This window comes from Hymenobacter miniatus (genome assembly GCF_016427455.1).
GTDB classification, from domain to species: domain Bacteria; phylum Bacteroidota; class Bacteroidia; order Cytophagales; family Hymenobacteraceae; genus Hymenobacter; species Hymenobacter armeniacus.
On record NZ_JAELXR010000009.1, the window covers coordinates 133207 to 148289 of the forward strand.

Annotated in this window: 10 protein-coding genes; all 10 read left to right on the forward strand. The window is 68.1% G+C overall.

Going from position 1 to position 15083, the window contains the following annotated elements; all coding sequences use genetic code 11:
• The first annotated feature begins 55 nt into the window (after window positions 1-55).
• On the forward strand, window positions 56-1156 hold the full coding sequence (locus JAO73_RS15205; protein ID WP_198977979.1) for an NAD-dependent epimerase/dehydratase family protein: 1101 nt from the start codon (window positions 56-58) through the stop codon (window positions 1154-1156).
• Between the two features lie 67 nt (window positions 1157-1223).
• Window positions 1224-1808, forward strand: a complete 585-nt coding sequence (gene rfbC / locus JAO73_RS15210; RefSeq protein WP_198977980.1) for a dTDP-4-dehydrorhamnose 3,5-epimerase — start codon at window positions 1224-1226, stop codon at window positions 1806-1808.
• 63 nt (window positions 1809-1871) lie between these two features.
• Window positions 1872-2516, forward strand: coding sequence for a hypothetical protein (locus JAO73_RS15215; RefSeq protein WP_198977981.1), 645 nt, complete (start codon window positions 1872-1874; stop codon window positions 2514-2516).
• Between the two features lie 57 nt (window positions 2517-2573).
• Complete coding sequence (locus JAO73_RS15220; protein WP_198977982.1) at window positions 2574-3896, forward strand: class I SAM-dependent methyltransferase; 1323 nt, start codon at window positions 2574-2576, stop codon at window positions 3894-3896.
• Between the two features lie 49 nt (window positions 3897-3945).
• Entirely contained in the window at window positions 3946-5289 is a 1344-nt protein-coding gene (locus tag JAO73_RS15225; protein ID WP_198977983.1) for a DUF4910 domain-containing protein, read from the forward strand.
• Window positions 5286-6659: a glutamate-1-semialdehyde 2,1-aminomutase gene (locus JAO73_RS15230; RefSeq protein ID WP_198977985.1), complete on the forward strand. Its 1374-nt coding sequence runs from the start codon at window positions 5286-5288 to the stop codon at window positions 6657-6659. The genes JAO73_RS15225 and JAO73_RS15230 overlap by 4 nt, the downstream gene beginning before the upstream one ends.
• Window positions 6660-6673: 14 nt before the next feature.
• Window positions 6674-7528: a class I SAM-dependent methyltransferase gene (locus tag JAO73_RS15235; protein ID WP_198977987.1), complete on the forward strand. Its 855-nt coding sequence runs from the start codon at window positions 6674-6676 to the stop codon at window positions 7526-7528.
• 215 nt (window positions 7529-7743) lie between these two features.
• On the forward strand, window positions 7744-8853 hold the full coding sequence (locus tag JAO73_RS15240; protein ID WP_198977989.1) for an ATP-grasp domain-containing protein: 1110 nt from the start codon (window positions 7744-7746) through the stop codon (window positions 8851-8853).
• 268 nt (window positions 8854-9121) lie between these two features.
• Entirely contained in the window at window positions 9122-13558 is a 4437-nt protein-coding gene (locus JAO73_RS15245) for an InlB B-repeat-containing protein (RefSeq protein WP_198977991.1), read from the forward strand.
• A 41-nt stretch (window positions 13559-13599) separates the two neighbouring features.
• Window positions 13600-15078, forward strand: coding sequence for an SGNH/GDSL hydrolase family protein (locus JAO73_RS15250; RefSeq protein ID WP_198977996.1), 1479 nt, complete (start codon window positions 13600-13602; stop codon window positions 15076-15078).
• Window positions 15079-15083: the final 5 nt, after the last annotated feature.

Here is a 15083-nt window from a genome sequence, read left to right on the forward strand (position 1 = left end):
CAGCTCCTTCGCTTCATTCACCGGTGCCCGCGCGGCGCCTCTCCCGCTTTGCGTCATGGATTCTCCTCGCATTCTGATAACCGGCAACCTGGGCTACGTGGGCCCCGGCGTGGTGCGCCAGCTCCGGCAGGCCTTTCCCGACGCCGAGCTGATTGGGTACGACCTCGGCCTGTTTGCCCACTGCCTCACCGGCCCGGCCCCGCTGCCCGAAGTGTGCCTCGACCGCCAGGTGTTCGGCGACGTGCGCCACCTGCCTTCCGGCCTGCTCACGGGCGTGAACGTGGTGGTGCACCTGGCCGCCATTTCCAACGACCCCATGGGCACAGCCTACGAAGACGTGACCATGGCCGTGAACCACGAGGCCAGCGTGCACCTGGCGCGCGTGGCCAAGGCCCACGGCGCCCGCGCGTTTGTGTTTGCCAGCTCGTGCAGCGTGTACGGCCTGGGCGGCGACGAATGGAAGTCGGAAGACGCGGCCCTGAACCCGCTCACGGCCTACGCCCGCTCCAAGGTGGCCACCGAGCGTGACCTGACCGCGCTGGCCGACGATAAGTTTCGGGTGACCTGCCTGCGCTTTGCCACGGCCTGCGGCTGGAGCGAGCGGCTGCGCCTCGACCTGGTGCTCAACGACTTTGTGGCCAGCGCCGTGGCCACCGGCGAAATCACTATCCTGAGCGACGGCACGCCCTGGCGGCCCCTCATCCACGTGCGCGACATGGCCCGCGCGGTGCTCTGGGCCACCCACCGCCCGCTGGGCGGGCCGTTTCTGGCCCTGAACGTGGGCAGCAATGCCTGGAACTACCGCGTGCGCGAGTTGGCCGAGGCCGTGGCCCGCAACCGGCCCGACACCAAGGTGCGCCTGAGCCCGACCGGCGCCCCCGACCGCCGGTCGTACCGCGTCGACTTCGACCTGTTTCGGCAGCTGGCCCCCGAGCACCAGCCCCTGATGAGCCTCGACGCCACCATTGCCGAGCTCACCGGCAAGCTGCTGGAAATGTGGTTCATCGACCCCGATTTCCGCACCTCGCGGCTGATGCGCCTGCGGGTGCTGAAAGTTCTGGTGGAGCAGGGCGACCTGACCCCCGACCTGACCTGGGCGCCGATGCCCCGCCCGGCGCCGGCCACCCTGCGCCCCGCCGCACCGGTGCCGGCCTGAGGCCGCCTGGCCGTTTCGTTTCCCTCACCCTGCAGCCCGCCCGGCTGCGCCAGCTTTCGCGTTTGCCATGCAGCTCACCGCCACCAAATTGCCGGGTGTTTTCCTCGTCGACGTGGACCGCCTGGAAGACGAACGGGGCTTTTTTGCCCGCACCTGGTGCACCCGCGAGCTGGCCGAGCACGGCATTGCCATGACGGTGGCGCAGGCCAACGTGTCGGTGAACCCACGGCCGGGCACGCTGCGCGGGCTGCACTACCAGGCCGCGCCCTACGAAGAAACCAAGCTGGTGCGCTGCACCCGCGGGGCCATTTATGACGTGGTGGTGGACCTGCGGCCCGACTCGCCCACCTGCGGGCAGTGGCTGGGCGTGGAGCTGTGGGCCACCGGCTACCAGCAGCTGCTGGTGCCGGGCGGCTGCGCCCACGGCTTCCTCACGCTGGCGCCCCACACCGACGTGAGCTACCTGATGTCGGCCTGCTACGAGCCCAGCGCTGCCCGCGGCCTGCGCTGGAACGACCCCGCCCTGGGCATTCGCTGGCCGGTGCGCCCCCAGCTCATCTCGGCCAAAGACCTGAATTACCCCGACTGGCAGCCGCCCGCAACCCGGCGCCCCGCGCTGCCCGCCGAGCTGCTGAGCGCCAGCGTCCACTAAGCCGCCCGCGCCCCGGGTTGCCGCCCTCATTTTTTCATTGTCGGACTTTAACACAGACTTCCTATGAAACCGTTGTTGTGCTGCTGGATGGGATTGATTGGCGTGGCCGCGACGGCCTGCGTGTCGGCGGGGCCGGCGCTGTGGCAGGTGCCCCCGGCGGCCAATGCCCACCGCCTGCCGCCCCTGGAGGCCGTGGCCGAGCTGGGCGCACTGGCCCGCACCGACGCCACGCAGCCCGCCGAGCTGCTGCAGCTGTGGCGAAGCGAGCTGCACGCCAACCTGGCCGAAAGCCCCGCGCCACACGCCTTCGGCTACGCCCGCCTGCAGGTGACGCGGGCCAACGTGCGGCGCACCGGCCGCGCGCTCCAAACCATGCAGGTGGTCACGCTGCTCACGCCGAGCCTGCTGGGCGTGCCCCTCGAAACCTACCGCACCACCCTCACGGCGCAGCTGCAGGTGCTGGACGCCGACGGCAACGTGCTGGGCGAGTACGAGGGCACCGGCACCTCGGCCGTGAAGGTGGCCATGTACCACGGCTACTCGCAGGCCGAAGCCCCGCCCCTGTCCGACGCCGAGGCCCTGCGCGCGGCCCTGGCCCAGATTCGGGCGCAGGTCGACACGGCGGCCGACCGCCTGCGGCCGCGGCTGCTGGCCGGCGGGCCGCTGCCCGAGCCGGTGGCGTCGCCCTCGGTGGCCCAAAAACGCTAGGCCGGCCCGGCCGAGCCAGCCCGCTTTTTCTTCTTTTGCTCACCTTTCTTTTTCTCGATGGAAACCTCCTTTGCTGCCTCTGCTCTGCCGTTGCCGCCTGCTGCGGCCGGTGCGCCGGCCACAGCCGTGGCGCCCAGCCCTGCCAGCTATTGCCGCTTTTGCGGCACGCCGCTGCGCCACACGTTCGTTGATTTGGGCACCTCGCCGCTGTGCCAGGACCACGTGACCCCCGAGCGGTTTGCCCACGCCGAAGCCTTCTACCCGCTGCACGCCTACGTGTGCGAAGAGTGCTTTTTGGTGCAGGTGGGCGAGTTTGTGGAGCCCGACGAGGTGTTCCGCCAAGACTACGCCTACTTCTCGTCGTACTCGTCGTCGTGGCTGCAGCACGCCCGGCAGTACTGCGCCATGGCCACCGAGCGGTTTGGCCTGAACGGCAGCAGCCTGGTGGTGGAAGTGGCCAGCAACGACGGCTACCTGCTGCAGTATTTTCTGGAAAAGGACATTCCGGTGCTGGGCGTGGAGCCGGCCGGCAACGTGGCCCGCGCGGCCGAGCAAAAGGGCGTGCCCACGCTGCGCCGCTTTTTTGGCAGCGCCACGGCCCGCGAGCTCATCGACGGCTGCGGCCCGGCCGACCTGCTCATCGGCAACAACGTGCTGGCCCACGTGCCCAACCTCAACAACTTCGTGGACGGCCTGCGCCTGGCCCTCAAGCCGGAGGGTGTCATCACGATGGAATTTCCGCACCTGCTGCGGCTCATCGAAGGGCGGCAGTTCGACACCATCTACCACGAGCATTTCAGCTACTTCTCCTTCTTCACGGTGGAGCGCGTGTTTGCCGCCCACGGCCTCACCCTGTTCGATGTGGAGGAGCTGCCCACCCACGGCGGCTCGCTGCGCATCTACGCCCGGCACGCGGCGGCCACCGCCCCGCACCTGGCCGTGACCCCGGCCGTGGCCGACCTGCGCAACCGCGAAATGGCCGCCGGCGTGTGCGACCTGGGCTTCTACGCCGACTTTGCCGAGCAGGTGCGCGAAACCAAGCGCAAGCTGCTCGAATTCCTCATCGAGGCCAAGCGCGCCGGCAAGACGGTGGCCGGCTACGGGGCTCCCGGCAAGGGCAACACCCTGCTCAACTACTGCGGCATCCGGACCGATTTCGTGGACTACACCGTGGATTTGAACCCGCACAAGCAGGGCAATTTCCTGCCCGGCACCCGCATCCCCATCCTCGACCCCAGCCACATCCTGGAAACGCGCCCCGATTACCTCCTGATTCTGCCCTGGAACCTGCGCGAGGAAATCATGGCCCAGATGGCCGTCATCCGCGAGTGGGGCGGGCAGTTTGTGGTGCCCATTCCCGAGCCCCGGGTTTTTGCTTAAATCCGGATAGTTACCCCGCTGCCCTTTCTCGCCTTTTTTTCTGCTTGTCATGAGTCTGCTTGCCGACGTTCTTCCCCTGGCGCCCGCCGCGGCGCCGCCCGCCGCCCGCGGCGAGGACCTGCACGCGTTGGTGCGCCGGCTCTACCCCATTTGCCGGAGCATCACGGGCGACGGCGTGCGCCAGACGTTGGCCATTCTGCAGGAATACCTCCCCGACCTGCAGGTGCACGAGGTGCCCACCGGCACGCCCGTGCTGGATTGGGAGGTGCCCCGCGAGTGGAACATCCGCGACGCCTGGATTAAGAACGGGCGCGGCGAGCGGGTGGTGGACTTCCGGCGGCACAACCTGCACGTGCTGGGCTACAGCCTGCCGGTGCGCGGCACCTACGCGCTGGAAGAGCTGAAACAGCATTTGTACTCGCTGCCCGAGCAGCCGCAGCTCATCCCCTACCGCACGGCCTACTACGCCGAAACCTGGGGTTTCTGCCTGGCGCACGAGCAGTTGGAAGCCTTGGCCGAGCCCACCTACGAGGTGTGCATCGACAGCACGCTGGCCCCCGGCGCGCTCACCTACGGCGAGCTGCTGCTGCCCGGCGAAACCGAGGAAGAGGTGCTGGTTTCGAGCCACGTGTGCCACCCCTCGCTGGCCAACGACAACCTCTCGGGCATTGCGGTGGCCACGTTTCTGGCCCAGCACCTGCGGGAGCAGCCGTGCCGCTACAGCTACCGGTTCGTGTTTGCGCCCGGCACCATCGGGGCCATCACCTGGCTGAGTGCCAACGCCCAGGCCGTGGCCCGCATCCGGCACGGGCTGGTGCTGAGCCTGCTGGGCGAAGCGGGTGGCTTCACCTACAAAAAATCGCGCCGCGGCACCGCCGTGGTGGACCGCGCCGTGGCGCTGGCCCTGCGCGAGGCGGCGGTGCCGCACCGCGTGGCGGAGTTCGAACCCTACGGCTACGACGAGCGGCAGTACTGCTCGCCGGGCTTCGACCTGCCGGTGGGCTGCCTGTCGCGCACGCCCTACGGCCAGTTTCCGGAATACCACACCTCGGCCGACGACCTGGATTTTGTGCGGCCCGAGGCGTTGCTCGACTCCCTGCACCTGGTGCAAAGCGTGGCGAGCGTGTTGGAAGCCAACCGCCGCTACCAGAACCTGAGCCCCTACGGCGAGCCCGCGCTGGGTCGCCGCGGCCTCTACGCCGCCGTGAGCGGCAGCCCCGACGCGGCCCGCGCCCAGCGTGCGCTGCTGTGGGTGCTCAACCTGTCCGACGGGCAGCACAGCCTGCTCGACATCGCCGACCGCTCGGGCCTGCCCTTTGCCCAGCTGCAGCACGCCGCCGACCTGCTGCTGGCCCACGACCTGCTCACGCCCGTTCCCGACCCTGCGCCATGACCGCTGCTTCCCCTCCCCCGCTCCACGCCTTGCCCGTGGACAACCCGCAACTCCTGACACCCAACGATTTTCGGGGCTCGCGCCTGCTGCAGGAGCGGCTGCACGCCGCCATTCCGGGCGGCAGCCACACCTACGCCAAGGGCGACGACCAGTTCCCCGAGTTCATGGCCCCGTACCTGGTGCGCGGGCGCGGCTGCCGGGTGTGGGACGTGGATGACAATGAGTTTATTGAGTACGGCATGGGGCTGCGCGCCGTGACGCTGGGCCACGCCTACGCCCCCGTGGTGCAGGCCGCCCACCGCGCCATGACGCGCGGCACCAACCTGGGCCGCCCCACCACCCTGGAGCTGAGCGCGGCCGAGGAATTTCTGGCCTTCACGCAGGCCGGCGACATGGTGAAGTTTGCCAAAAACGGCTCCGACGTGACCACGGCGGCCATCAAGCTGGCCCGCGCCCACACCGGGCGCGACTTGGTGGCCTGCTGCGCCGACCATCCGTTTTTCTCCACCGACGACTGGTTTATGGGCACCACGCCCGTGGCGGCGGGCGTGCCGGATGCTGTGCGCGCCCTCACGCTGCGCTTTCGCTACAACGACCTGGCCGGCGTGGAGCAGCTCTTTGCCGAGCACCCGCGCCAGCTGGCCGCCGTCATCCTGGAGGTGGAGCGCGACGTGCCGCCGGCGCCCGGCTTCCTGGCCGGCCTGCGCCGGCTGTGCGACCAGGAAGGCACGGTGCTGGTTTTCGACGAAATCATCACCGGCTTTCGCTGGCACCACGGCGGCGCCCAGGCCGTGCACGGCGTGCGGCCCGATTTGAGCACCTTCGCCAAGGCCCTCGGCAACGGTTTTGCCATTGCGGCCCTCACCGGCCGGCGCGAGCTGATGGAGCTGGGCGGCCTGCAGCACCAGCGCGAGCGGGTGTTCCTGCTCTCGACCACCTACGGGGCCGAAACCCACGCCCTGGCCGTGGCCCGCACCGTGATGCGCACCTACACCCTGGAGCCCGTGGTGGCCCACCTGCACGAGCAGGGCCGGCGCCTGCGCGAGGGCCTCGAAGCCGCCGCCCGCGACCAGGACGTGGCCCCCTACTTCCAGGTAGTTGGCTCGCCCTGCTGCCTGGCCTACGGCACCCGCGACGCCGACGGCCAGCCCTCGCAGGGCTTCCGGACGCTGTTTTTGCAAGAAACCATGCGCCGGGGATTGCTGCTGCCCTCCTTCGTCATCAGCTACGCCCACACGGCCAGCATCGTGGACCAGACCGTGGCCCGCGTGCACGAGGCGCTGGGCGTGTACCGCCGCGCCCTCAACGAGGGCCTCGACCGCTACCTCTTGGGCCGCCCTGTGCAGCCCGTGTACCGCCCTTACAACTAACCATTTGGCGCCCCATGAACCCTCTTTTACGCAAGTCCTCCTGGCTTTCCGTGCCCTCCTTCGTCATGCACCGCTACATCGAGCGAATTATTCGCGTCAGCCGCCGGCTGCTGGACAACTACGCGGGCATCCGCGAGCCGGAAGACAAAATCATTGCCGACTCGCAGGCCTTCTGGAACAACCTCTCGAACCAAGGGCGCGACGGCGGCCCGGCCCACTTCCGCGGCCAGAGCATCTTCGCCGACGACTCGCGCTGGGTGGGCCTGGGCCAGAACAGCCTGCGCATTTTCTACCGGCTGGCGGGCGAGGACTGGCTAAGCAAGAAGCCGCGCCGCATTCTGGACTGGGGCTGCGGGGGCGGCACCTGCGCCGTGCATTTCGCGCCCGGAGCGGCCTGCTACTACGGCGTCGACATCACCGAGGCCAGCCTGACCGAATGCAACCGGCAAGTGGAAGCCCTGGGCCTGCACAACTTCGAGCCGGTGCTCTTTCAGGCCCCCGAGCCCGAGCGCGTGGCCCGCCTCATCGACAAGCCCTGCGACCTGGTGCTCTCGACCTACGTGTTTGAGTTGCTGCCCTCGAAGGAATACGGCCGGCGGGTGCTGCGCACCATTCACGAGCTGCTGGCCGATGAAGGCTTGGCCTTCATTCAGATAAAGTACAGCACGCACAAGCTCAACAGCATGTCGTACCGCTGGGGCTACTCCAAAAACCTGGGCAACATGACCACCTACTTCATCGAGGAGTTCTGGACGATGGCCCGCGAGTGCGGCTTCGAGCCCCAACTGCTGTACCTGGAGCCGGTGCAGCCCCTCAACAACGACCACCACTTCGCCTACTTCCTGATGGAAAAGGCCAAGGGCAGCTGAGCAGTTAACGGCCGCGAAAACGACCAAAAAGACCGTCATGCTGAGCGGAGCCGAAGCATCTCTCCCGCTTTGTCAGGCTCCCCTCTCCCTTGGGAGAGGGGTCGGGGGTGAGGCGCCACGCCTGCCCGCCAACGGCGCGAGCGAGATGCTTCGACTTCGCTCAGCATGACGGTCTTTTTCCAATCCTACAACTTCAAATTCCCACAATTACACCCATGGAAAAGCTCATCGTACTGGTGCTGGAGGGCGAATACCGGCTGACGGCCGCCGTGCTGTTTTGCCTGAGCCGGGACGAGCGCATGGTCGTCCACATGGTGTCGCGCGATGCCACGAGCCCGTTTCGCTACTCGCGCTACGTGCGCTCGCACCACCGCCAGCCCCAGGGTGCGTTCGACGCTGATTTTGTGCCCTTTGTGCAGCAGGTGGCCGCGCGCACGGCCGCCCAGGTGCTGCTGCCCATCGACGTGGAAGGCATGCGCTTCTGCATTGCCCACCACCCGGCCCTGGAAACGGCGCTGCGCGTGCTGCCCCTGCCCAGCGCCCACGCCTACGAAATAGCGGCCGACAAAAGCTGGTTGGCCGGCTTCATGCGCCGCCACGACATTCCCGGCCCCCAAACCATCACCAACATCGGCCAGCACCTGCCCGAGCAGCTGGCCACCCTGCGCTTCCCGGTGCTGCTGAAGCCCACCGGCGGCGAAGGCGGCCTTGGCATCGAGCTGTTTCGGGAATCCGGGCCGTTGCTGGAGCGCGTGGCCCAGCTGCCGCCAGGCTGCAAATACATCATCCAGACCTACCTGGAAGGCTACGACATCGACTGCAACGTGCTCTACAAGGACGGGCAGCTGCTTGCCTATTCGGTGCAACGCGGGCTGCTGCCGGCGGCCAATGCCTACGCACCCACCCAGGCCATTGAGTTTGTGAAAAACGACGCCGTGCTGGCCGTGGTCGACCGCCTGATGACGGCCCTGCGCTGGAACGGCGTGGCCCACCTCGACCTGCGCTACGACGCCGACAGCGGGGCCATCAACGTCATCGAAATCAACCCGCGCTTCTGGCTCACGGTGGTGGGCTCGGCCGTCACGGCCAAGGTCAACTTCCCGGTGCTGGCCTGCCTGGCGGCCCTCAACCGGCCGGTGGCGAGGCCCGCCTTCGCGCTGGGCCGCTACATCCCGTTCAATAACTTCTTGAAGTACAAATACCTGTCGCGGCTGCGCGACAAGGTGCGCTTCACCTTCGGCAACACCAGCCTCATGAGCTTCCTGGGCGACCCGTTGCCCAAGCTCTTCTGCCTGTTCAATCGGCACAGCGTGCGCATTGAATAAAAGGGCATCTTGTGAGGGGTCGTTCTGGCGGGGCGCCTCACCCCCCGGCCCCCTCTCCTCAGGGAGAGGGGGAGCCAGGAGACAGTTAAAAATTCTTTCCGGCTGGCTTGTGTCCCGACTACCTAGAGACCCCGCACTGCCGCGGCTCCCCCTCTCCCTGAGGAGAGGGGGCCGGGGGGTGAGGCGCCCGCCAGAACGCCCCCTCGCAAGTTGTCACGCGCTGCAAGACGGCCAAATAGACCCATCCTTTCTCCTTTCCTCCATCGCCATGAAAACGTCTCTGCTCCTCCTGCTGCTCTTGTTCAGTAGTCCATTGCTGGCCCAAACGCCCCCAACGGGCTTTGTTTCGACCACCGTGTCGGCGGGCTGGGACGAAGCGGTGGGGCTGACGTTCAATAGCACGGGCAGCCGCATGTTTGTGTGGGAGCGGCCCGGCCGGGTGTGGACGGTGGCCAACGGCCAGCGCCAGTTGCTCATCGACATCCGGGAGGAAGTGGGCGCCTGGGAAGACCACGGCCTGCTGGGCTTCGCCCTCGACCCCAATTTCGACAGCAACGGCTATTTCTACCTGCTGTACGTGGTGGACCGGCACTACCTGCTCAACTTCGGCACGGCCAGCTACAGCGCCACCACCAACGACTACTACAGTGCCACCATCGGGCGGCTCACGCGCTACACGGCCGTGCCCGCCGGCACCGGCTACACCGTGAACCTGGCTAGCCGCCTGGTGCTGCTGGGCGCCACCAAGACCACCGGCATCCCCTCCACCTTCAACGGCCACGTGACGGCCGCGCTGGCGTTTGGCACCGACGGCACGCTGCTCATTGCCACCGGCGACGGCGCCCACCCCTACCAGGACATGGGCAACTACAACCTGACTTACGCCGCTCAAGCCCAGGCCGATGGCATCATCCGGCCCAAGGAAAACGTGGGCTCGCTGCGCGCCCAGCTAGTGGACTGCCTCAATGGCAAGATTTTGCGCATCAACCCGGCCACCGGGGCCGGCGTGCCCAGCAACCCGTTCTACGACGCGGCCAACCCCAACGCGCCGCGCTCGAAGGTGTGGGCGCTGGGCTTCCGCAATCCCTTCCGGATGGCGCTGAAGCCCGGCACCGGCAGCCCCGACCCCGCGGCCGCCAACCCCGGCACCATTTACCTCGGCGATGTGGGGGCCGCCACCTGGGAGGAAGTGCACGTGGTGGACCGGCCCCGCGTGAACGCCGGCTGGCCGCTGTTTGAGGGGCTGACGCCGTTCACTGTGTTCCAAAACGCTAGCGTGGCCAACCTCGACGCGCCCAACCCGCTCTACGGCACGGGCAGCTGCACGCAGCAGTATTTCAGCTTCCGGGACCTGATTAAGCAGGAAACGCCCACGGGCACGGCCACCTTCCCCAACCCCTGCAACACGGCCCAGACGGTGCCGGCCGCGGTGCCCACCTTCGTGCACACCCGGCCGCTGATTGACTGGAACCACAACACCAGCGGGCCGGCGCGCACGGGCGTTTTCAGCGGCGGGGTGGCGGCCACGGCCAACATCGGGGCGGCGGGCTCGCCGGTGAGCGGGTCGCCGTTTGGGGGCAGCGCGGCCACGGGCGGCGTGTTTTACCCCTACGCCGACTGGCCGGCGCAGTACCGCAACACCTACTTTTTTGGCGACTACGTGGGCGGCTGGGTGCGCAGCCTCGCGGTGAGCGGCACCAACCAGCCCAGCGCCGTGAACGACTTCGTGCCCAGCGGCGCGGTGCCGGTGGCTTTCGCCACCAGCCCCGGCGAAACTGGCCTGTTCTACGTCAATTTCTATCCTTCGGAGATTCGCAAAATCAGCTACGGTACCACCGGCGCGCCGCCCGTGGCCGTGGCTTCGGTGAACAAAACCTACGGCCCCAGCCCGCTGGCGGTGCAGTTCACGGGCAGCAACTCGACCGACCCGGCCGGCAGCGCGCTCACCTACCTCTGGAATTTTGGCGACGGCACCATCAGCACGGCGGCCAACCCGGCGCACACCTTCACCACGCCCACCAACGCCCCCACGGCCTACCGCGTGACGCTTACCGTGACCAACGCCCAAAGCCTGAGCAACCAAGCCACGGTGCTGGTTTCGGCTAATAACACGCCGCCGCAGGTCACCATCACGAGCCCGGCGGTGGGCACGCTATACCCGCTCACCAGCAACACCGTGTACCAGCTGCGCGCCGCCGTGACCGACGCCGAGCACAGCGGCCACCTGCTGAGCTACCAGTGGCAAACCTTCTTGCACCACGCCACCCACGAGCACCCCGACCCCATTGACACCACCCGCCAGACCAGCACCACTATCGTGCCCTACGGCTGCGGCGCCGAAACCTTTTACTACCGCATCCTGCTCACCGTCACCGATGCCGCCGGCCTGGCCACCACCCAGGAAGTGCGCCTCAACCCCGATTGCAACGCCACTAGCTTCACCCTGGTGAACGCCGACGACGACACCGACATTCAGTCGCTGGTGAATGGCGCAGTGTTGAATCTGGCCACATTGCCCACCCGCAACCTCAACATCAGAGCCAATGCCAACCCGGCCACCACGGCCAGCGTGGTGTTCAGCCTGAGCGGCGCGGCCACCCAGAATGCCACCGAAAACGTGGTGCCGTACGCGCTGTTTTCGGACGATGGCGGCAATTATTTCCCCTGGACGCCGCCCGTGGGCAACTACGTCCTCACGGCCACGCCCTATCCGGCCGCGGCCGGCACCGGCACGCCCGGCCAGGCCCTGACCATCAGCTTTTCGGTGACGGACGGCGCGGCCACCGGGCCGTTTACGCTCAGCACCAGCACAGTGGGCAGCGGCACCGTGGCCGCAAGCCCCAGCCAGACCACTTACTCCAGCGGCACGAGCGTGACGCTTACGGCCACGCCCGCCACGGGCTACGCCTTCAGCGGGTGGAGCGGCGCGGCCAGCGGCAGCACCAACCCGCTCACCATTACGATGTACGCCAATAAGGCCATCACGGCCACGTTCACGGCCACTTCGTCGGCGCAGAGCGTGGTGAGCTACACACTGGTGAACGCGAGCACGGGGGCCGACATCCAGGCTCTGACGGCCGGGGCGGTGCTCAACCTGGCCACCCTGCCGAGCCGCAACCTGAACATCCGGGCCAACACCAACCCCGCCACGGTGGGCAGCGTGGTATTTGCCCTAAGCGGAACGGCCACCCGCAGCCAAACCGAGTCGGTGGCGCCCTACGCGCTGTTTTCGGACGATGCGGCCGGCACCTACTACGCCTGGACACCGGCTGTGGGCAGCTACTCGCTGCTGGCCACGCCCTACACCGCCGGGGGCGGCACCGGCACGGCGGGCAACGCCCTGAGCGTTGGCTTCAGCGTGATAGACCAGGCCTTGGGGCCGTTCACGCTCACCACCAGCGTGATGGGCAGCGGCAGCATCGCCAAAAGCCCGAACCAGACCAGCTACCCCGGCGGCACCAGCGTGACGCTCACGGCCACACCGGCCGCCGGCTACGCCTTCAGCGGGTGGAGCGGTGCCGCCACGGGCAGCACTAACCCGCTCACCATCTCGATGACGGCCAACAAAACCATTACAGCCACCTTCGTGGCGCAGTACACCCTGACGGTGAGCACCGTGGGCAGTGGCACCGTGACCAAGAGCCCCAACCAGACGGCCTATGCCAGTGGTACCGCCGTCACGCTCACGGCCACCCCGGCCTCGGGCTACACTTTCAGCGGCTGGAGCGGCGCCGTCACGGGCAGCACCAACCCGCTTGCTGTTACAATGAACGCCAACAAGGCCATCACGGCCACGTTTACGGCCACTACCACGCGCTACACGCTCACCACCACCGTCGTGGGCAGCGGCACGGTGACGAAAAACCCGAATTCAACGAATTACCTCAGTGGCAGCAGTGTGACGCTCACGGCCACGCCGGCCACGGGCTTTCGGTTTACGGGCTGGGGCGGCGGGGCCACCGGCACCACCAACCCGCTCACGGTGCTGATGACGGCCAACAAAACCATCACGGCCACCTTCACGCCGCAGCAGGTTACGGGCTTTGTGCTGGTGAACGCCGACACCGACCTCGACCTGCAGCCCCTGGCCAGCGGCGCCACGCTCAACCTGGCCGCGCTGCCCAGCCGCAACCTGGCCGTTCGGGCCGTCACCAACCCCGCCACGGTGGGCAGCGTGACTTTCCTGCTGACGGGGGCACAGGCCATTACCCACACCGAAAACCTGGTGCCCTACTCGCTGCTGGCCGATTCGGGCGGCGACTACCCGGCCTGGACGCCGCCCGTGGGCAGCTACACCCTCAAAGCCACGCCCTACTCGGGCTCCGATGCCGCGGGCACGGCGGGCACGGCGCTCAGCATCAGCTTCAGCGTGACCGACGTGGCGGCCCCGCCGGCCGCCCGCCCGGCCCTGGCGGCCGCCAGCCCCTCGGCGGCGCCCACCCAGGCGCTGGCCTACCCCAACCCTTCGCCCGACGGCCGCTACTGGCTGGTGCTGCCCGCCGAGTGGCAGGGGCCGGTGCACTACCGGGTGCTGTCGGCGCTGGGGGCCACGGTGGCCACCGGCGAGCTTACCGCCTCGGGCGGCCGGGCCCCGCTGCCGCTGTCACCCGCGGGCATCACCACTGGGTGGTACATGCTTTGGCTCGACCACCAGGCCCCCGGCCAGCCGCGGGCCACGGCCCAGTTGCGGCTGCTGCGCGAGTAACGCGGCGGTCGGGCTTTCGATTTGCTCCTGTTTCCTTGCGTATGCTTCATCTACGTTGTTCCTGGCGCGCCGCCACCCGGCGCGCCCTTTTGCGGGGTGGCCTGGCGGCGGCCCTGGCAGGTGGTTTCATTGGGCCGGCCCGGGGGCAGGTGCGGGTGTTGTTTGTGGGCAATAGCTACACGCACGGCGCCTACGACCCGGTGCTGACTTACAACCGCGCGGGCATCGTTGACGAAAACGCGGGACTGCCGCCCGGCCACCCGCGCTACGAAGACCCCACCGGAAGCGTGCCCGGCCCGTGGAGCGGCGTGGCGGGCATCTTCAAGAAATTCACCACCCAAGCCAGCCTCAACTACGAGGTGCACCTCGAAGCCATCAGCGAGGTTACTCTGCAATACCACTACAACAACGCGCTGCCCATCATCGGGCAAAGCAAATGGGACGGCGTGGTGCTGCAGGAGCAAAGCCTGCTGCCGCTGCCGGTGGCGCGGGGCGGCCAGCCCGCCGTGTTTGCCGATTACGCCACCCGGCTCGAACAGGCCGTGCACGCCGCCAATCCCGCCGCACGAGTGTATTTACACCAGACCTGGGCCCGCGCCGATTTGGTGGAATTCCCCAACCAACCCTATTCGGGCTCTACCGTGGACGTGATGACCCAGGACTTGCACGCCGCCTACTACCAACTGGCGGCCGCCAACGGGCGCTTTGCGGGCGTGGCCCCGGTGGGCGATGCCTGGCTGCGGGCCATGCAGGCCGGGGTGGCCCTGCGCGACCCGTTTGGTCCGCCCGCGGGCCGGGTCAACCTGTGGGCCGCCGACAATTCCCACCCCAGCAAGTGGGGCGCTTACCTGAACGCCTGCGTGCTGTTTGGCCGGCTCACCGGCCGCGACCCGCGCACGCTGGGCCCCACCGAGCAGGCCGCCATCGACCTCGACATTGCCCCGCCCGCCGCCACGGCCCTCCAGACCATTGCGTACCAAGAGGTTTTCGGCGGCACGCCCCTGCCCGTCACGCTCACGGCCTTTGCGGCGCAGCGCCTGGCTACGGGGGTGCAACTGCGCTGGGCCACCGCCAGCGAACACAACAACGCCCGCTTCGCCGTGCAGCGCAGCCCCGACGGCACTCGGTTCGCAACCGTGGCCGCCGTGCCCGGCCGGGGCACCACTGCGCAGCCGGCCACCTACTCCACCCTCGACGCCACTGCCCCGGCCACGCCGCTCTACTACCGCCTGCAGCAGGTAGACGGCAACGGCGCCGCCAGCTTTTCGCCGGTGGTGGCCGTGGCCGAATCCAGCCCCGGGCCGGGCTTGTTTCCGAATCCTGCCCAGGAGGGGGTGTTGCTGTGGGCGCCAGCGGCCACGGCCTACCGCGTGCGCAGCGCCCGGGGCCAGCTGGTGGCGCAAGGCATCCTGGCGGGCGGTGCGGCCACGGTGGGCCTCACCGGGCTGGCGCCGGGCATCTACCTGGTTGAATTTCAAGTGGGCAAACGATGGGTGGCGCGTCGACTTAGCAAGCAATGATGCCG